Annotated in this window: 16 protein-coding genes; 8 read left to right on the top strand and 8 right to left on the bottom strand. The window is 67.3% G+C overall.

The window, feature by feature from the left end:
* Nucleotides 1–213: 213 nt before the first annotated feature.
* Genes A3A5_RS0119065 through A3A5_RS0119055 form a run of 3 tightly spaced genes read left to right on the top strand, consistent with a single transcriptional unit; the run spans nucleotide 214 to nucleotide 2,074 of the window.
* Nucleotides 214–642 carry a glyoxalase/bleomycin resistance/extradiol dioxygenase family protein gene (locus tag A3A5_RS0119065; RefSeq protein WP_013957973.1) on the top strand — a complete coding sequence of 143 codons (429 nt, stop codon included), beginning with the start codon at nucleotides 214–216 and terminating at the stop codon, nucleotides 640–642.
* The gene (locus A3A5_RS0119060; RefSeq protein WP_018312132.1) at nucleotides 642–1,394 is read left to right on the top strand and encodes a 16S rRNA (uracil(1498)-N(3))-methyltransferase; all 753 of its coding nucleotides are present in this window, start codon (nucleotides 642–644) and stop codon (nucleotides 1,392–1,394) included. Before A3A5_RS0119065 ends, A3A5_RS0119060 begins: the two co-directional genes overlap by 1 nt.
* A 59-nt stretch (nucleotides 1,395–1,453) precedes the next feature.
* Nucleotides 1,454–2,074, top strand: coding sequence for a YidB family protein (locus tag A3A5_RS0119055; protein WP_018312131.1), 621 nt, complete (start codon nucleotides 1,454–1,456; stop codon nucleotides 2,072–2,074).
* A gap of 83 nt (nucleotides 2,075–2,157) precedes the next feature.
* Here the strand turns inward: A3A5_RS0119055 and A3A5_RS0119050 are convergent, their stop codons facing one another.
* The 3 genes from A3A5_RS0119050 to A3A5_RS0119040 form a co-directional block, all read right to left on the bottom strand.
* Nucleotides 2,158–2,769, bottom strand: coding sequence for a barstar family protein (locus tag A3A5_RS0119050; protein WP_018312130.1), 612 nt, complete (start codon nucleotides 2,767–2,769; stop codon nucleotides 2,158–2,160).
* Complete coding sequence (locus tag A3A5_RS0119045; protein ID WP_018312129.1) at nucleotides 2,766–3,137, bottom strand: ribonuclease domain-containing protein; 372 nt, start codon at nucleotides 3,135–3,137, stop codon at nucleotides 2,766–2,768. Before A3A5_RS0119045 ends, A3A5_RS0119050 begins: the two co-directional genes overlap by 4 nt.
* 388 nt (nucleotides 3,138–3,525) lie before the next feature.
* The gene (locus A3A5_RS0119040; RefSeq protein ID WP_018312128.1) at nucleotides 3,526–5,850 is read right to left on the bottom strand and encodes an NADP-dependent malic enzyme; all 2,325 of its coding nucleotides are present in this window, start codon (nucleotides 5,848–5,850) and stop codon (nucleotides 3,526–3,528) included.
* A gap of 403 nt (nucleotides 5,851–6,253) precedes the next feature.
* On the opposite strand from A3A5_RS0119040, the gene thiL reads away from it, so the two are divergent.
* The 3 genes from thiL (at nucleotide 6,254) to A3A5_RS0119025 (ending at nucleotide 8,483) form a co-directional block, all read left to right on the top strand.
* Nucleotides 6,254–7,234, top strand: a complete 981-nt coding sequence (thiL, locus tag A3A5_RS0119035) for a thiamine-phosphate kinase (RefSeq protein ID WP_018312127.1) — start codon at nucleotides 6,254–6,256, stop codon at nucleotides 7,232–7,234.
* Nucleotides 7,235–7,361: 127 nt separating this feature from the next.
* On the top strand, nucleotides 7,362–7,928 hold the full coding sequence (locus A3A5_RS0119030; RefSeq protein ID WP_018312126.1) for a phosphatidylglycerophosphatase A: 567 nt from the start codon (nucleotides 7,362–7,364) through the stop codon (nucleotides 7,926–7,928).
* A gap of 57 nt (nucleotides 7,929–7,985) precedes the next feature.
* A complete protein-coding gene (locus A3A5_RS0119025) occupies nucleotides 7,986–8,483 on the top strand; it encodes a CinA family protein (RefSeq protein ID WP_010813199.1) in 498 nt (165 codons plus the stop codon).
* Nucleotides 8,484–8,559: 76 nt separating this feature from the next.
* On the opposite strand, the gene pyrF is transcribed toward A3A5_RS0119025, so the two are convergent.
* Entirely contained in the window at nucleotides 8,560–9,378 is an 819-nt protein-coding gene (gene pyrF / locus A3A5_RS0119020; RefSeq protein ID WP_018312125.1) for an orotidine-5'-phosphate decarboxylase, read from the bottom strand.
* A 186-nt stretch (nucleotides 9,379–9,564) separates the two neighbouring features.
* Between pyrF and A3A5_RS0119015 the strand changes: the two genes are divergently transcribed.
* Nucleotides 9,565–10,464 carry a DMT family transporter gene (locus tag A3A5_RS0119015; RefSeq protein WP_018312124.1) on the top strand — a complete coding sequence of 300 codons (900 nt, stop codon included), beginning with the start codon at nucleotides 9,565–9,567 and terminating at the stop codon, nucleotides 10,462–10,464.
* A 583-nt stretch (nucleotides 10,465–11,047) separates the two neighbouring features.
* A complete protein-coding gene (gene corA / locus A3A5_RS0119010; protein WP_018312123.1) occupies nucleotides 11,048–12,013 on the top strand; it encodes a magnesium/cobalt transporter CorA in 966 nt (321 codons plus the stop codon).
* A gap of 13 nt (nucleotides 12,014–12,026) precedes the next feature.
* Here the strand turns inward: corA and mtgA are convergent, their stop codons facing one another.
* The 4 genes from mtgA to A3A5_RS0118990 form a co-directional block, all read right to left on the bottom strand.
* Nucleotides 12,027–12,800, bottom strand: a complete 774-nt coding sequence (gene mtgA, locus A3A5_RS0119005) for a monofunctional biosynthetic peptidoglycan transglycosylase (RefSeq protein WP_018312122.1) — start codon at nucleotides 12,798–12,800, stop codon at nucleotides 12,027–12,029.
* 17 nt (nucleotides 12,801–12,817) lie between these two features.
* Nucleotides 12,818–13,705, bottom strand: a complete 888-nt coding sequence (aroE, locus tag A3A5_RS0119000; RefSeq protein WP_018312121.1) for a shikimate dehydrogenase — start codon at nucleotides 13,703–13,705, stop codon at nucleotides 12,818–12,820.
* Entirely contained in the window at nucleotides 13,705–14,637 is a 933-nt protein-coding gene (locus A3A5_RS0118995) for an energy transducer TonB (RefSeq protein ID WP_018312120.1), read from the bottom strand. The genes aroE and A3A5_RS0118995 overlap by 1 nt, the downstream gene beginning before the upstream one ends.
* 124 nt (nucleotides 14,638–14,761) lie before the next feature.
* On the bottom strand, nucleotides 14,762–16,864 hold the full coding sequence (locus A3A5_RS0118990; RefSeq protein WP_018312119.1) for a ribonuclease catalytic domain-containing protein: 2,103 nt from the start codon (nucleotides 16,862–16,864) through the stop codon (nucleotides 14,762–14,764).
* Nucleotides 16,865–16,998: the final 134 nt, after the last annotated feature.

The following is a 16,998-nucleotide window of genomic DNA, read 5'->3' as shown; positions in this document are numbered from 1 at the left end:
GGCGCAGCGAGGGCGATCACCGGAAGCCCCATGCGCCCCCCGCCCCCCGGTCATCGGAACTATCCGCCCATGGACATGCCTGATGCTTCACCCCGCCCAGCCCGGCTGACCGTTGCGCCGCACTTCGACAGCGTAGCGCGGCACGCGTAAGATGCACTCTCGCACCGCGCGGCACGCCAGCCGCGCCGGGTTTCCCGCACTCAGGAGACGATCATGACCAGACCGGCCAACACCCCCTGGCTCACCCCCTACCTGACCGTCGCCAACGGGCGCGCCGCACTGGACTTCTACAGTCGCGCCTTCGGTTTCGCCGCCGGCAACGTGGTCGACGAAAACGGCGTGCCAACCCATGCCGAGATGCACTACCAGGGCCAACTGGTGGTGATGTTCGCGCCCGAGGGCGCCTGGGGCAGCACCGCGCGCACGCCGCGCTCGCTTGGCGTCGAGTGCCCGCAGACCTTCTATGTCTATTGCGACGATGTCGACGCCATGCACCAGCGCGCGGTCGACGCCGGCGCGGTCAGCCTGATGGCGCCGGCGGACCAGTTCTGGGGCGACCGCTATTGCATGGTGGAAGATCCCGACGGCTACCGCTGGGGCTTCGGCAAGCCGCTGGACCAGGCAGCAGGCCAGGCAAGCTGATGGCACCACGCTTCTTCGTCGGCGGCGCCGATACCGTCCTGGCCGCCGAATCCGATTTCGCGCTGCCCGAATCGGTGGTGCGCCACGCGCAGGTGCTGCGCCTGGTGCCGGGCGACGCCATGACGCTGTTCGACGGCCGCGGCGGCAGCCACGCGGCCACGCTGGTCGAGCTGGGCAAGCGCCATGCGGTGGCGCGCATCGGCGCGCATGACGCGGCCGAAGCCGAGCCGCCCTTGCGCGTCACGCTGGCGCAGGGCCTGGCCGGCGGCGACAAGATGGACTGGCTGATCGAAAAGGCGGTCGAACTGGGCGTCACGGCAATCCAGCCGCTGCAGGCCAGCCGCTCGGTGGTGCGCCTGTCAGGCGAGCGCGCGCACAAGCGCCAGGCGCACTGGCAGGCACTGGTGCAGGCCGCCTGCGAGCAATGCGGCCGCAATCGCTTGCCGGAGGTTGCGCCCGTCGCTAACTTTGAGACATGGCTGACGCAGTGCGCGGCTGGCGGTGCCAGGCTGCTGGTATCGCCGCGCGCCACGCACTCGCTGCCGGCGTTCATCGCCGGACAGCGCGAAGCCCTGCTGGCCGGCGGCGTCACGCTGCTGATCGGCCCCGAAGGCGGCCTGGCGCCCGAGGAAGAGCAGGCGGCAAGGCAAGCGGGTTTCACCGGCGTGTCGCTTGGCCCCCGCATCCTGCGTACTGAAACCGCCGGGCTGGCATGCCTGGCAACCCTTAACGCCTTGCTGGGCGGATTCTGACGACGGCGGCCATCCGGTCGTCGCATCAACCTTGCAACCCTGACTGAAAGGAGTCGACCATGGGACTACTCGATAGCGTGCTGGGCGGTGTGCTCGGACAACTCGGCGGCGCGCGCGGCGAGGCTGGCGGTTCCGGCGGCGGGCTCGACCCCAAGCTGATGATGGCGCTCGGCCTGCTGGCGACGCTGGCCATGCGCGGCCGCGGGCAAGCAGGCGATGGCACGGGCGATGCACCGGCCGCCGATGACGGACTGGGCGGCCTGGGCAGCCTCGGCGGGCTGCTGGGCGGCATGCTCGGCGGCGGTGCCGGGGCAGCGCCTGGCGGCGCCACCGGCGGCCTGGATCTTGGCTCGCTGCTGGGCGGCCTGCTTGGCGGCCAGGGTGGCGCGCCGGCCAACAGCCAGGCACTGGGTGCGGCCGCCGGCGGCATCGGCGCGCTGCAGCAGATCCTGGCGCAGGCCGGGCTGGGCGAACAGGTGAACTCGTGGATCGGCAGCGGCGCCAACCAGCCGGTCACGCCGTCGGCACTGAGCAGCGCGCTGGGCGACACCGGCGCGCTCGAATCGCTGGCACAGACGACCGGCATGTCGCAGGACGACGTGGCCGCGCAACTGAGCGAAGGGCTGCCGGAACTGATCGACCGGCTCACGCCGCATGGACATCTGCCGGCGCAGGAATAAGACCAGCACCTCGCCGGAAAGCAAAAAGCCCGCTATTGCGGGCTTTTTGCTTGATTCGCCTTGCAACGGCTCAGGCAGTGCTCTCAGGCGAACGAATAAAACACCCGGAACTGCACCTTGCGCTCGCCCCAGAACTCAGCGGCGTCGCGGAAGACGTCGAGCAGCACCTCGCGCCCTTCCTTGTCGAACTTCTGCGCAATCGGCAGGCCTTCCAGCACGATCACAAAGCCCGGCTGCGGGCCGGCCTTGTAGATCATGTCGGTCAGGCAGTCAGCCAGCGCGTCGAAATTCTTGCCGAAGTGCTTCGGGAAGGTGAACGACGTGGCGATGGTTTCCAGGATCTCCGCCTTGCTCGCGCAATGGGCGCAATTGGCATAGAGGAAATGCTGCCCGAGATCGGCGGCGGCCTGGGCCAGCTCAGGCACGCGGAAGGCGCGGATCGACTGGACGATGTTCGGACGCACCGTCTTGAACAGGTTCATGGCCCCCTCGCTGGTGCCGTCATTCCAACCGGGACCGGCGGGCATGGCCACGGGCGCGGGCGGGAGTTTTTGCATGAGCTCTTGGCTCGGCATCATCAGCACGTTGTCGTATAGGTTCTGGGCCTGCTGCTGAGCCCGCTGCCAGCCATCTCCGGCGCCGCGCTCTTCGCGGGCGGCAAGGGCGTCGCCCAATCCGAAAATGTCAGTCATCATTTGAGTATCCGTTTGAAGCTGTTGTAGTGATCTTCCGTGTAGTAACAATCGTTGGCAGCGCGTTGTTCCCCGCCGCAGACGATCCGCCTGGCTCCCCGGTTCCGGCTCCTGGCGCTCTTGACCGTGTATTCGCGGTAATACCCGCGTTCACGTTGCGGCAGGATGCGTTCGTAGTTGCCGAATCTCGATCCGTCCTTGTCATACAGGAACGGGCCGCCGGCTTCGATGCGCTCCAGGGTCTGCCGTGCTTCGTTGGGCAACTGCTGCACTGCAATGGTTCCCATCCCTTCGGTCTGCACCTGCCGCGCCAGTGTCGGCTGCGCCAGGGCCAGCACCAGCGCCGCGCCGGTCATGGACCGGGCCAGCATGCGCGTTGCTTGCCGCATCAGAGGAACTTGGAAACCCACGTTGCTTGTCTTGTTGAACCGGAAATCGAGCCTGCCGCTGGTTGGGTAGACGATCTGTCCGGGCCACCCTGGCCAGCGCCCTGCGCCACCCGTAGAGGAGCGCGATGGATGCCGGCCGCACCGGGGCGCTCATGGCGAGCGCCTGTATCAAAGGCGTAAGGTTACGCGCATGCACGCAATTAAGCAATCCCGGCCCGGCTGCACCGGTAATTCCTCAATTGTTTCAATATGTTAAGCGTATGTGTGCGCATACTAACCACACACATTCGGATGCAAAAAAAGCCGGGCGAACCCGGCTTTTCGTCACATTGGCCTGCTACCGGCCCATGCAACCGGCGATACCAGCGGTTTAGCGCTTGGCAGCGGCATCCACCACGACCAGCGAGGTCATGTTGACGATGCGGCGCACCGTGGCCGACGGCGTCAGGATGTGCACCGGCGCCTTCACGCCCAGCAGGATCGGCCCGATCGCGACGTTGTTGCCCGCGGCAACCTTGAGCAGGTTGTACGAGATATTGGCCGCGTCGATGTTCGGGCACACCAGCAGGTTGGCTTCGCCCTTGAGCGCGCCGTCCGGCACCAGCTGGTCGCGCAGCTTCTGGTCGAGCGCGCTGTCGCCGTGCATTTCGCCGTCGATCTCCAGGTCCGGGGCGCGATCACGCAGGATGGCGAGGGTTTCGCGCATCTTGCGGGCCGAAGGCGCTTCGGACGAGCCGAAGTTCGAATGCGACAGCAGCGCGATCTTGGGCTCGATGCCGAAGCGCTTCAGTTCCTCGGCGGCCATCAGCGTGATCTGGGCCAGCTCTTCGGCAGTCGGGTCGACGTTGACGTGCGTATCCACCAGGAAGATCTGGCGGCCTGGCAGCACCAGGCCGTTCATCGCCGCGTAGACCTTGCTGGTGCCGCCCAGCACCTGGTCGATATAGCGCAGGTGCGCCGCGGTGTTGCTGACGGTGCCGCAGATCATGCCGTCGGCCTCGCCCTTGTTCACCAGCATCGCGCCGATCAGCGTGGTGCGGCGGCGCATTTCCAGCTTGGCATACTCCGGCGTGATGCCCTCGCGCGCCATCATGCGGTAGTAGGCGTCGGAGTAGTCGCGGAAACGCTCATCGTGCTCGGGGTTGACCACGGTGAAGTCCACGCCGGCGCGCAGGCGCAGGCCGAAGCGCTCGATGCGGTGCTGCAGCACAGCCGGGCGACCGATCAGGATCGGGTTGGCCAGCTTTTCGTCGACGATCACCTGCACCGCGCGCAGCACGCGCTCTTGCTCGCCTTCGGCGAAGACAATGCGCTTCTTCTCCATCTCGACCTTGCGCGCGGCGGCGTAGATCGGCTTCATCAGCGTGCCCGAGTGGTACACGAACTGCTGCAGCTGCAGGCGGTAGGCGTCCATGTCCTCGATCGGACGGGCGGCCACGCCGGACTTCATCGCGGCCTCGGCCACGGCCGGCGCCACCTTGACGATCAGGCGCGGGTCGAACGGCTTCGGAATCAGGTATTCAGGGCCGAACGACAGGTCCTGGATGCCATAGGCGGTGGCGACGATGTCGCTCTGCTCCTGGCGCGCCAGCTCGGCCAGGGCATTGGCCGCGGCGATTTCCATCTCACGCGTGATGGTGGTGGCGCCGCAATCCAGCGCCCCGCGGAAGATGAACGGGAAGCACAGGACGTTGTTGACCTGGTTCGGGTAGTCGGTACGGCCGGTGGCCATCACGGCGTCAGGGCGCACTTCCTTGACCAGTTCCGGCGCGATTTCCGGGTTCGGGTTGGCCAGGGCCAGCACCAGCGGCTTGTCGGCCATGCGCTGGACCATGTCCTGCTTGAGCACGCCGGCGGCGGACAGGCCCAGGAAGATGTCGGCGCCGTCGATCACTTCGGCAAGCTTGCGCTTGTCGGTCTTCTGGCAGAAGCGCGCCTTTTCCGGATCCATCAGCTCGGTACGGCCTTCGTAGACCACGCCGGCCAGGTCGGTCACCCAGATGTTCTCGATCGGCAGGCCAATGTCGACCAGCAGATCCAGGCAGGCCAGCGCGGCCGCGCCGGCGCCCGAGGCCACCAGCTTGACCTTCTTGATGTCCTTGCCGACCACCTTCAGGCCGTTGATGATGGCCGCGGATACCACGATGGCGGTGCCGTGCTGGTCATCGTGGAAGACGGGGATCTTCATCTTCTCGCGCAGCTTGCGCTCGACGTAGAAGCACTCCGGTGCCTTGATGTCTTCGAGGTTGATGCCGCCGAAGGTGGGCTCCAGCGCGGCGATGATCTGGACCAGCTTTTCCGGGTCCTTCTCGTCGACTTCGATATCGAACACGTCGATACCGGCAAACTTCTTGAACAGGCCGGCCTTGCCTTCCATCACCGGCTTGGAAGCCGCGGCGCCAATGTCGCCCAGGCCCAGCACGGCGGTGCCGTTGGTAATCACCGCAACCAGGTTGCCGCGCGCGGTGTAGCGGAAGGAGTTGGCCGGATCGGAAACAATCTCTTCACAAGCGGCGGCCACGCCCGGCGAATAGGCCAGGGCCAGGTCGCGCTGGTTCGACAGCGGCTTGGTCGGCGTGACCGAGATCTTGCCGGGGGTGGGAAACTCGTGGTACTCGAGCGCCGCTTTGCGCAGCGCCTCACGCTGCTGCTGTTTCAGATCGTCTTGGGACGGGGACTGCTGAGGGCTGGTCATCGGCGCATCTTCCAATCGGTGGAGCCGTCATTGACGAGGCGGGGGACGATCGGCGGACCGGCTCCACGTGTCCGCCCTTCTCTTCCTTTGGAACCCAGCATTTTATATAGTGAAATACTATTTCACAATAAGCCTTTTACTTGGGGCACCTTTGCGATTCGGTACAATATGCCCCATCCTCCGGGGCAATACCAGCAAGCGTAGCGCCTGCCGGCAGAAGCGGCGCACCGCATGGCGGTCATGGCTGTCGTGCGCGGCAGTTTCTTGCTGAAATGCCGGGCGCGACCCATCCTGACGCGCTGCACCGGCGCCGCGGAATTGCCCCCGGATCGCCATTCATCTTCGCGCAACGCGCAGCCCTTCCGATCCCGTCCACCCGGCGGGGCGAATCTTCCCTACGACGATGTCCCACGCCCAGCCAGCCCAGCTTTCCGAGTTCGACCTGATCCGCCGCTATTTCACGCGGCCGGTGCGCAAGGCTGCGCTCGGCGTGGGCGATGACTGCGCGCTGATCGAGGGCCGCCCCGGCCATCACCTGGCCATCAGCACCGACATGCTGGTCAGCGGCCGGCATTTCTTCCCGGACGTGGCGCCACGCGCACTCGGCCACAAGGCGCTGGCCGTGAACCTGTCCGACCTGGCCGCCATGGGCGCCGAGCCGCGCGCATTCACACTGGCGCTGGCCCTGCCCGAGGCCGACCCCGCCTGGCTGGCCGAACTGGCCGACGGCATGCTGGCGCTGGCCGACGCCCATGGCTGCGAACTCGTCGGCGGCGACACCACGCGCGGCCCGCTGACGCTCTCGCTGACGGTGTTCGGCGACGTGCCGCTGCGTGCCGCGCTGCGCCGCGACGCCGCCCGGCCCGGCGACGATATCTGGATTTCCGGCACGCTTGGCGACGCCCGCCTGGCGCTGGGCGACTGCCGCGGCGAATGGCTACTGCCGGAGCCCGAGTTCAGCCAGGTCCGCCCGCGCATGGACACGCCCACGCCGCGCGTGGCACTGGGCATGGCCCTGCGCGGCGTGGCGCATGCCGCACTCGACATCTCCGACGGCCTGGTCGGCGACCTGGGCCATATCCTGGAACGCTCGCAAGCAGGCGCGCTGGTCGACGTCGATGCGCTGCCGCGCTCGGCGGTGCTGGCCAGCCAGCCCGATGCCATCCAGCGTCAATGCGTGCTGGCCGGCGGCGACGACTACGAGCTGTGCTTCACCGCGCCCGCCGGCAACCGCGACGCCATTGCGGCGATCAGCGAACGCCTGGCGCTGCCGCTCACACGTGTCGGCGCGATCATTCCGGCGCCCGGCCTGCGGCTGGTCGACGGTGCCGGCAACCCGACCCGGTACGAAGGCGCCAGCTTCGACCACTTCGCTGCCCCCTGACACCGGGTCACAGGCATGTCATGATGCCGGCATCGGCGCGCTGCGCGGGCACGGGAGTCCCGCAGGCATGGCAGCGCAAGCCGGCCATAACCATAAGCAGTATCTGCATCACACGAGCCAAACTTTGATGTCCACCTTCCCTCCCGGGGCCGCGCCGCGCGACCCCACCCTGACCCTGGAAGCCGGCCAGACCGTCAAGGTCACGCGCCCGAGTGCGCGCTTCATGCTGGCCCATCCGGCCCACCTGATCGCCTTCGGCTTCGGCTCGGGCCTGTCGCCCGTTGGGCCGGGCACGGTCGGCACGCTCTACGCCTGGCTGTCGTTCGTGGTGATTTCGCTGTGGATCGCGCCCACCACCTGGCTGTGGATCATTGCCGGCGGCTTCCTGGTCGGCCTGTGGGCGTGCGCGCGCACGGCGCGCGACATGGGCGTGCATGACCATGGCAGCATGGTCTGGGACGAGATCGTCGCCTTCTGGCTGGTGCTGGCCTTTGTCATGCCGACCGGCTTCTGGGGGCAGCTTGCCGCCTTCCTGTGGTTCCGGCTGTTCGACATCGCCAAGCCGGCGCCGATCGGCCACTATGACCGCACGCTCAAGGGCCCGGGCCTGCGCGGCGGCTTTGGCGTGATGTTCGACGACATCTTCGCAGCCTTCTACACGCTGCTGGTGTTTGCGCTATGGCGCTCGTTCTGAGCCCCGCATCGCCAGCCATTGCAAGCTGATTCTCCTCAAAACTACCCTGTATCCACCATGTCTGTCAGCCGCCTGCTCGACCAGCTCGCCATCCAGGCCGGCGTCGCCCTTGCCGACAAATCCCTGATGCTGGCCACTGCCGAATCCTGCACCGGCGGGCTGGTGGCTGCCGCCATTACCGATGTATCCGGCTCGTCCGGCTGGTTCGAGCGCGGCTTCGTCACCTATTCCAATGAGGCCAAGTCCACCATGCTGGGCGTGCCCGCCAAGCTGATCCGCGACCACGGCGCGGTCAGCGAAGAAGTGGCGCGTGCCATGGCCGAAGGCGCGCTGCTCAACAGCCGCGCCCAGGTGGCGCTGTCCATCACCGGCGTAGCCGGCCCCAACGGCGGCACCCCGGAAAAGCCAGTGGGCATGGTCTGCTTCGGCTGGAGCAACCGCATTACCACCCACACCGAGACCCAGCGCTTTCGCGGCGACCGCGGCCAGATCCGCCGGCAGGCGGCCGAGCATGCGATGCGGGGGCTGCTGGAGCTGATCCGGAACGAGGCCTGAGGCCGGCGGCCGGCATCCTCCACCCCAATAAAAAACCGCGCCGTCTCCGGCGCGGTTTTTTTGTCTACGCCCGGACTCAGCCGTGGCGATAGCGATTGATGGTTTCCCGCGTCTGCAGCGCGACATTGCGCGCCGCCGCCGCAAAATCCTTCTCGCGGCTGGCGTAAAGGATGGCGCGCGACGAGTTGATCATCATGCCGGTGCCGTCGGCGGTGCGCCCCGCCTTGACCGTGGCCTCGATATCGCCACCCTGGGCGCCGATGCCCGGGATCAGCAGCGGCATGTCGCCGACGATCTGGCGCACCCGCGCGATTTCGTTGGGGAAGGTCGCGCCGACCACCAGGCCCATCTGGCCGGTGGTGTTCCAGCGCTCGCGCGCGGCCTCGGCCACCAGCTGGTACAGCGGCTTGCCGTCGACCTGCAGGAACTGCACGTCCGAGCCGCCCGGGTTGGAGGTGCGGCACAGCACGATCACGCCGCGGTCCGGATAGGCCAGGTACGGTTGCATCGAATCGAAGCCCATGTACGGGCTGACCGTGACCGCGTCAGCCCTGTACCGCTCGAAGGCCTCCAGCGCGTAGTGCTCGGCGGTCGAGCCGATGTCGCCGCGCTTGGCGTCCAGGATCACCGGGATGCCGGGGTGGGCGTCGTGGATATAGTGGATCAGCTGCTCCAGCTGGTCTTCGGCGCGCTGCGAGTGGAAGTACGCAATCTGCGGCTTGAAGGCACAGACCAGGTCAGCGGTGGCGTCAACGATCTCGCGGCAGAACGAAAAGATGGCGCCGCCCGCCCCGGTCAGGGACAGCGGCAGCTTCTGCGGGTCAGGGTCGAGCCCGACGCACAGGAGGGAATCATTGCGCTGCCAGGCGGCAGCAAGCTGCTCGGTGAAAGTCATGGGTACTCGGAATATCCTGGTGGCGCCGGCGCCCCATTGGCCCGGCCGGCGCGGTTGGCCGCAGCGGCGTGAAAACCTCTCACCCCTGCAGCATATGTCGCTTCCGGCAATTTTACCCGCTGCGTGCTATCGTTTTGCGCTTCCTCTCAAAACAAAGCGCGGCATGACGCACAGCCGCGCCCCGTCATGTCTCTCGATCGCCGCGGTATCTTCCTGCTTGTCGTGCTCACCCTTGCCTGGGGCATCAACTGGCCCATCATGAAGGTAGGCGTAGCGCACTTTCCGGCGATGGGCTTCCGCCTGCTGTGCATGGCGGGCGGACTGGTGTCGCTGGGGCTGGCGCTGCGGCTGCGCGGCGATTCGCTGGCCGTGCCGCGGCGCGAATGGGGCACGGTGGTCCGCCTGGCCATTCCCAACATGGTGATCTGGCACCTGTTTGCGATCTGCGCGGTCAAGATGCTGTCCTCGGGCCGCGCCGCCATCCTGGGCTACACCATGCCGATCTGGGCGGTGGTCTGGGGCCTGGTGTTCTTCCGCGAGCGCATTGGCGCCTGGGCCTGGCTGGGCATCGGCTGCGCGCTGGCCGGCACGGTGCTGCTGCTTTCCGGCGAGATCGCCGCGCTGACCGGCAGCCCGGCCGGCACGCTGCTGATGCTGCTGGCCGCGGCCGGCTGGGGCTTCGGCACCCAGCTGATGAAGCGCACCCAGACCGACGTGCCCATCGGCGCCATGACCTTCTGGATGCTGGCCGTGACCCTGCCCTTCCTGGCGGCCGGCTCGCTGCTGCTGGAAGACGGCTGGCGCATGCCCACGGCTGTCGAATGGGGTGCCATCGCCTACAACGCGGTGGTGGTCTTTGCCTTCTGCCACCTGGTCTGGTTCGGGCTGGCGCGCAGCCTGCCGCCGGTGGTATCGAGCCTGTCGATCATGTTCATCCCGGTGGTCGGCGTGTTCTCGGGCATGTGGATGCTGGGTGAACAGCCGCACTGGCAGGATTACGCGGCGATTGTGCTGATGTTCCTGGCGCTGTCCTCGGTGATGCTGGCGCCGCTGCTGTGGCGCCGGCTGCAGGGCGTGCTGGGCTGATCCCCGGGGTGGGCGCGCCCCGGGTCGTGAGAGGGCAACAGCGGGCCGCTTGCGCGGAGATTTCACTTAACAAGCCACCCTCCGTTGGGCTACACTCGCGGCCATCACAATCCCGGAGAAATTACGTGGGCAGTAGCATCGGGTGTTCGAGTTGCCGCAGCAGCGCTGCGACCTCTGCGAATGCCATGTCACTGCGGGCTGCGTAACGACGACCCGCCCGGAGCACCCGGCTCCGCGCCTCGTCGGCCTCGCCCGCAGCAGAACTGCGGGCGAGTGTCTTTCCGTGCCACCGGCGGCGCCATCCATGCGAGCCGCACCGCGTGCGGATTTTCCCTCTCCCGGCTAGCCAGCCAACCCAGGCAAACGCCATCGCCTTGTACCGCCCGCCGAGTCCGTTGCGTCCGGCAGCCGCGGTACAGCGCGATCACGCTTGCCCGTGGCCCGGCCCTGGCAGAGCGCCTTCTGGCGTCTCGCCAGGCCATGCAGGGCATGACGGACTACCTGGGAATGCTGCGAGCCGCCTGCGCTTGTCTTCGCGCTTGTCTTTGTTTTTCGTCGCAATCAGCAATAAGGAATCCCGGGGATGATCAACCTGTTCGTCCTGCAAAAAGGCCGGCTTGCCCAGGAGCAGGTCGACGAGCGCAATGAGCTGCTGCAGCACAAGCCGATCTGGATCGATGTCGTCAATCCCGACGACGAGGAACTGAACTGGATCAAGGAAGCCTATGGCGTCGCCCTTCCTGAACTGGAAGACCTGGGCGACCTGGAAGCGTCCGCGCGATATTTCGAGGGCGAGGACGAGAATATCCATATCCGCACCGACTTCCTGCTGGACGAGGAAGAGGTGTTGTCGCGCAACGTGCGCGTGGCCTTTGTGCTGACGCGCGACGTGCTGTTCTCCATCCACGACGAAGACCTGCCGGTGTTCCGGCTGGTGCGGCTGCGCGCGCGCATGCGCCCGGGCTCGGTGCGCAACGCCAAGGACGTGCTGATGGACCTGTACGCGACCGACGCGGAATACTCCGCCGACTCGATCGAGGAAGTCTACGAGCGCCTGGAAGAAGCCAGCCGCCGCGTGCTGGCCGAGAACGTGACCGATGCCGCCGCCGCCGACGTGCTGGAAACCATCGCCCGCGAGGAAGACTTGAACGGCCGCATCCGCCGCAACGTGATGGACACGCGCCGCGCGGTGTCCTTCCTGATGCGTAGCCAGCTGCTGTCGGCCGAACAGCAGGACGAGGCGCGCCAGATCCTGCGCGACATCGACTCGATCGAGAACCACACCGCGTTCCTGTTCGACAAGATCAACTTCCTGATGGACGCGACCGTCGGTTTCATCAACATCAACCAGAACAAGATCATCAAACTGTTCTCGGTGGTGTCGGTGGCGCTGATGCCGCCCACGCTGATCGCCAGCATCTACGGCATGAACTTCAAGTTCATGCCGGAGCTGGACTGGGGTGCGGGCTATCCGTGGGCGATCGCGCTGATGGCGGTGTCGGCGGCGGTTCCGCTGGTGTATTTCCGCAGGAAGGGCTGGCTGGGCTGAAGCCCCGGGGGCATCAATCCGGCAGGTTTGCTGCCCCCATCCGCCGCGCGATGATGCCCGCCTTGACGCGGAAGTTCACGCGCACGTTGGCGCAGTACTCCTTCTTGTCGAAGCACCTGGGCGCCGGCAGCGCCGCGGCCAGGCGCGCGGACTGGCCCACGCTGAGCTTGTCGGCGCTGGTGCGGAAGTAGTGCTGCGCCGCGGCCTGCGCGCCGAACACGCCCTCGCCCCACTCCACCGAATTCAGGTAGATCTCGTAGATGCGCTGCTTGTCCAGCCAGAACTCGAGCATCCACGTGATGGCCAGCTCCTGGCCCTTGCGCAGGTAGTGCTGCTCGGACGACAGGAACAGGTTCTTGGCCAGCTGCTGCGTGATGGTGGAGCCGCCGCGCACGATACGCCCGCGCTTCTTGTTGCGCTCCCAGGCATCGAGCATGGCATCCAGTTCATAGCCGGGATGGTTGACGAAGTCGGCGTCCTCGCTGGCGATCACCGCGCGCTTGAGGTTGCGCGAGATGCGGTCGTAAGGCACCCATTGCCGGTCGAGGCCGCAGTTCCAGACATTGATGCCGCACAGGCGCCAGCGCTCGGCGCGCATGAACGTGGTGGTGGTCGGATTGATGTACTGCCAGCTGGCGATCTGCACGAAGAAGTACAGCTGCATCGCCACCACGCCCGCGGCCACGCAGCCGAGCAGGTAGCCCAGCCAGCGCACCGGGTTGAACACGGCGCGCGCCGGCGCGGCGCTGGCGCGGGCGGCACTGGCCGAACGGTTGCGGTTGGCCACAGCTGGCGGCGCCCCGGTCAGCCCTTGCGTTCGGCCTGCAGCGCAGCGCGCAGCTCGGCCAGCACGGGCGCGGTGCGGGGCCGCACGCCGCGCCAGATATAGAAGGCCTCGGCGGCCTGTTCGACCAGCATGCCCAGGCCGTCGCTCACGCGCGCGCCGCAGCGGGCGGCGAACTGCAGGAACACGGTGGGTTCGGCGCCGTACATCATGTCGTAGGCCAGCACACCGTCACCCAGCAGGAACTCGGGCACCGGCGGCACTTCGCCATGCAGGCTGCTGGACGAGGCATTGATCACCACGTCGACGGCTTCATCCTCGGACAGCCCGTCGAGCGCATCGAGCCCGCCGCCCCACAGCTCCACGCCGTACTGGTCGGCGGCTTCGACAAACTCTTCCAGCATGTCGCTGGCGCGCGACGCGGTGCGGTTGGCCACCACGATGCGCGACGGCCGGCATTCGATCAGCGGCAGCATCGCGCCCATGGCGGCGCCGCCGGCGCCCAGCAGCAGCACGCGCTTGCCTTCGATCAGCGTGTCGAGGTTATCCTGGATATCGCGCACCAGGCCGATGCCGTCGGTGTTGTCGCCATGGATCATGCCCTCTTCGATCCACAGCGTGTTGACCGCGCCGGCGGCCTCGGCGCGCTCGGTCAGGCGGTCGGCCAGGTCATAGGCCTCCAGCTTGAACGGCACCGTCACGTTGCAGCCGTAGCCGCCATCGGCAAAGAACCGGCGCACGGCATCGGCAAACCCGTCCAGCGGCGCCTCCAGCCGGTCGTATTGCACTGCCTCGCCGGTCTGGCGCGCAAAGGCAGCGTGGATCGCCGGCGAACGGCTGTGCGCGACCGGGTTGCCGATCACCACATAGCGGTCGGAAGTGGCTTGGGAAGAATCAGTGGATGTCATCAGCGTGCCTGCAAGCGGGTTTCCAGCCCGCTGCGCGAAAACTTGAAAGTGGAAATGACTTCGAGGATGTCCTGGCGCGACGCCATCTCGGCGGTAAAGGGGCCGAACGGCGCAGCCGCGCGCACGATCGCCACGGCCTGGCGGTCCAGCGCGGGATCGCCCGAGCTCTTGACCACGTCGATGGCATCGACGTTATAGCCGTCGCGGTTATAGCCGAGCTTGCCCAGCCGGTTGACGTTGATCACCAGGATCAGCTGGCCGTACAGCGGCTTGCCGTTGCGTTGCGGGAAGTCAGTGGTGCCGCGCGCCTCGATCTTGTGGCGCAGCCGGTCGTAGTACTGCGCGTAGTCGACCGCCTGCGCGCTCGTGGCGGTCAGCTGGAAGCGCTTGGGCCGCTTGGCGTAGTGGTCCAGGTTGCGACCGATCTCGGCCTCCAGCTTGGCCATCTCGTCGGTCGAGGTGCGCTCGTCCTGGCCGCGCTGCGGGGTGTCCTGGCGCTTTTCGCCGGGCTTGAGCGGCTGGTTGCGCACCGACGGCGCGGCCTCGCGCGACTGGGTCAGCAGGCGTTGCTGCTCCTGTTCCAGCTGCTCGACGCGGCGCTGCACCTGGCGCACCAGATCGCCTTCCTGCGTCACGGTCTGCGCGGGCAGCGGCGTGGTGGCGCGCTGCAGGTCATGGTCGCCGCCGCCGTCCAGGTTGGCTTGCGCCAGCGCGGTCGGGTTGCGCGGCTTCTGCGCCGACTTGGCGTTGACCAGCACCACGTCCAGCGCGGCATCGCTGCGCTTGATCTCGAACACCTCGGGCGCGGCCACCCGCACCATCAGCAGCACCACGTGCACGGCCACGGAAATGGCCAGCGCCTTGGCCAGCGTACTGCTGTTGTGCCACCTGGCATGCCACCAGTGGCGGGGAGCGGCGAGAGTGGCGTTCACGATGGATGGAGGGTGGCTGAGGGGCGGGCGCCGGCCTGAACCGGTCCGGGCCGGCGCCCGACCGGGGCCACGGGCCCCGGATCAGACACGCATTGTAAGTGAGCGCCGCCGATTTCCGAAGGCTTCAGCCGGCCGCCGGGGTGCCGGTGTCGCGCTCGCCCGACGCCTTGCCGGCAACGTCGCCGCCAGGTTCGGCCGGGGTCTCGCCCGAGACCCCGGCGGCCTGCTCGGCGGCGTCCTCGGCCGCCGCCTCGGCAGCGGCTTCGGCGGACAGCTCTGCGGCTTCTTCGTCGCTTTCCAGCTCTTCCTCGGGCACCTCGCCTTCACCGGCAAAAATTTCCAGCACCCGGCAAGACACTTCCAGCGTGATCTCGTCGGTCTCGCCGATCTCCAGCAGCACCTGCGTGCCGCGCTGCGCCTGCACCAGTTCGGGCACGCGCGTGACCAGCGGGATCTCGGTAAAGCGCACCGCGCCTTCCTTGAGCACCGAGGCCACCATGCGCTCGCGCTTTTCCTGCTTGAGCCAGCGCAGGCACCAGTAGCGCTCCATGGTCGACTGGTGGTCGGCATAGGCGGCGTAAGTGCCTTCGAAGTCTGCCACCGCCGCCAGCAGGTCAGCGTCCTTGGGCTTGAACGGCGCCACCAGCTTGGCGGTCACGCCGTGCTGGGCCACCGCCAGGATCTGCCACTGGTTGACCAGGTCGACATAGCGGCGCAGCGGCGAGGTGCTCCACGCGTACTGCGCCACGCCCAGGCCTTCATGCGGCGCCGGGTAGGTCTGCATGCGGGTGCGGTGCATGCCCCACGCCTTCTGCGTGCGGTAGATGCCCGGCACGCCGTTGTCGGCCAGCAGCTTGCCCCAGGTGCTGTTGGCCAGGATCATCAGCTCGGCCACGATCTTGTCCAGCGCCGAGCCGCGCTTGCGCTGTTCAATGCGCACGCGCTGGCTGCCATCGGCCTGGTCGTCCAGGTAGAAATTGAAGTCGGCGCGGTTGTGCGTCTCGGGGCGCAGGCCGCTGGCCAGGCGCGCCTTCTGGCGTTCGTCGTACAGGTAGCCGGCAAAGTGCCATAGCTGCGTCAGCGCGTCGCGGAACGGGTAGTCGCCGGTGCCCGCGGCAAGCGAAGCCTCGGTAATGACATCGTCCAGCAGGTTGTGGCGCAGGTTGGCGGCAATCGGCACCATTTCGGCGCGGGTCTCGCTGCCGGTGATCAGCCACACGGTCGGGTCCACCGTCACGTACAGCGACAGCGCCGGGCACACGCGCCCTTCCTGCAGCGTGTAGCGCTCCACCACGGCGTCGGGCAGCATGGTGATCTTGTCGCCCGGGAAATAAACCGTGGACAACCGCTGGCGTGCGACTGCATCGAGCGGCTCGCTACGGCGGATGCCCAGCGCGGGCGCGGCGATATGGATGCCGATGCGCAGCTTGCCATCGGGCAGCCTGGTCACGGACAGCGCATCGTCGATCTCGGTGGTGGTGACGTCGTCGATCGAGAACGCCTCTACGTCGGCCACTGGCAGATCGGCGGGCGGCTCGGGCACGTCGGTATCCGGAAAACCCGTGCCCTTGGGGAAACACTCGGCCAGGAACTTGGCTTCATGCAGCGCGCGCGCACTGGCCACGCCGCCGGCGGCCACCATCAGCCGCATCGGGGTCATGCCCAGCGCGGTGCAGGCCGCATCCATCGCCTTGTATTCCAGGCTGTTCTTGTCCGGCTTGAACAGCAGCTGCAGTACCTTGTTGCGGAACGTCTCCGGCAACGTCAGCGCCTTGAGCTGTTCTTCATACTCGGCCTGCACCAGCGCCTGCTGGCGCTTGCGCTCGAGCGCGGCCAGCGCCGCCTTGAGCTGGTCTTCGGGCGCGCGCTGGTAGCGCCCGCGCCCCTTGCGGCGGAAGTACACCGGGTTGCCGTGCAGCGCCATCGCCAGCGCCGCCTGCTGCACCGGGCCGGGCCCGGCGCCGTAATACTCGGCGGCCAGCTCGGCAAAGCCGAATTCAGCCTCGGGTGCGCATTCCCACAGGAAGTCCAGGTCGATCTCGGCCATCATGTCGCCGGTCTGGCGCACCAGCTCGATTGCCGACGGCTGCGCGAACTGCAGCAGCACGTCGCGCGACTTGACCTTGGTGCGCTTGCCGGCAGGCAACTCCACCTGGTAAGCCTCGCCCTGCTGGTTCAGCACGGTGCCGGCGCGGATTTCGCCGCCTTCTTCGAACAGCAACTGCATCGATCGGTACTTTCAGAAATGCGCGGAACCGCGTCTGGCCGCCAAGAGGCAGCGCCGGGGCGGATCCTGTGGGAGAAATGGTGCAACCGGGCGCAAACGCGTGCGAACGGAATCGGCTGCGGCTGCGGCGCGCA

Source organism: Cupriavidus sp. UYPR2.512, assembly GCF_000379565.1.
Taxonomy (GTDB): domain Bacteria; phylum Pseudomonadota; class Gammaproteobacteria; order Burkholderiales; family Burkholderiaceae; genus Cupriavidus.
Note: the sequence above shows the minus strand (reverse complement) of the source record. Positions and strands in the feature narration are given on the sequence as shown.

Bases quoted from the DNA above. Each gene is read 5' to 3' on its own strand.
- A3A5_RS0119045 (WP_018312129.1), bottom strand. From the start codon at position 3,137: ATGCTGGCCCGGTCCATGACCGGCGCGGCGCTGGTGCTGGCCCTGGCG.
- thiL (WP_018312127.1), top strand. From the start codon at position 6,254: ATGTCCCACGCCCAGCCAGCCCAGCTTTCCGAGTTCGACCTGATCCGC.
- A3A5_RS0119015 (WP_018312124.1), top strand. From the start codon at position 9,565: ATGTCTCTCGATCGCCGCGGTATCTTCCTGCTTGTCGTGCTCACCCTT.
- aroE (WP_018312121.1), bottom strand. From the start codon at position 13,705: ATGACATCCACTGATTCTTCCCAAGCCACTTCCGACCGCTATGTGGTG.
- A3A5_RS0119050 (WP_018312130.1), bottom strand. From the start codon at position 2,769: ATGATGACTGACATTTTCGGATTGGGCGACGCCCTTGCCGCCCGCGAA.
- A3A5_RS0119060 (WP_018312132.1), top strand. From the start codon at position 642: ATGGCACCACGCTTCTTCGTCGGCGGCGCCGATACCGTCCTGGCCGCC.
- A3A5_RS0118990 (WP_018312119.1), bottom strand. From the start codon at position 16,864: ATGCAGTTGCTGTTCGAAGAAGGCGGCGAAATCCGCGCCGGCACCGTG.
- A3A5_RS0119055 (WP_018312131.1), top strand. From the start codon at position 1,454: ATGGGACTACTCGATAGCGTGCTGGGCGGTGTGCTCGGACAACTCGGC.
- A3A5_RS0119040 (WP_018312128.1), bottom strand. From the start codon at position 5,850: ATGACCAGCCCTCAGCAGTCCCCGTCCCAAGACGATCTGAAACAGCAG.
- A3A5_RS0119025 (WP_010813199.1), top strand. From the start codon at position 7,986: ATGTCTGTCAGCCGCCTGCTCGACCAGCTCGCCATCCAGGCCGGCGTC.
- A3A5_RS0119030 (WP_018312126.1), top strand. From the start codon at position 7,362: ATGTCCACCTTCCCTCCCGGGGCCGCGCCGCGCGACCCCACCCTGACC.
- corA (WP_018312123.1), top strand. From the start codon at position 11,048: ATGATCAACCTGTTCGTCCTGCAAAAAGGCCGGCTTGCCCAGGAGCAG.
- A3A5_RS0119065 (WP_013957973.1), top strand. From the start codon at position 214: ATGACCAGACCGGCCAACACCCCCTGGCTCACCCCCTACCTGACCGTC.
- pyrF (WP_018312125.1), bottom strand. From the start codon at position 9,378: ATGACTTTCACCGAGCAGCTTGCTGCCGCCTGGCAGCGCAATGATTCC.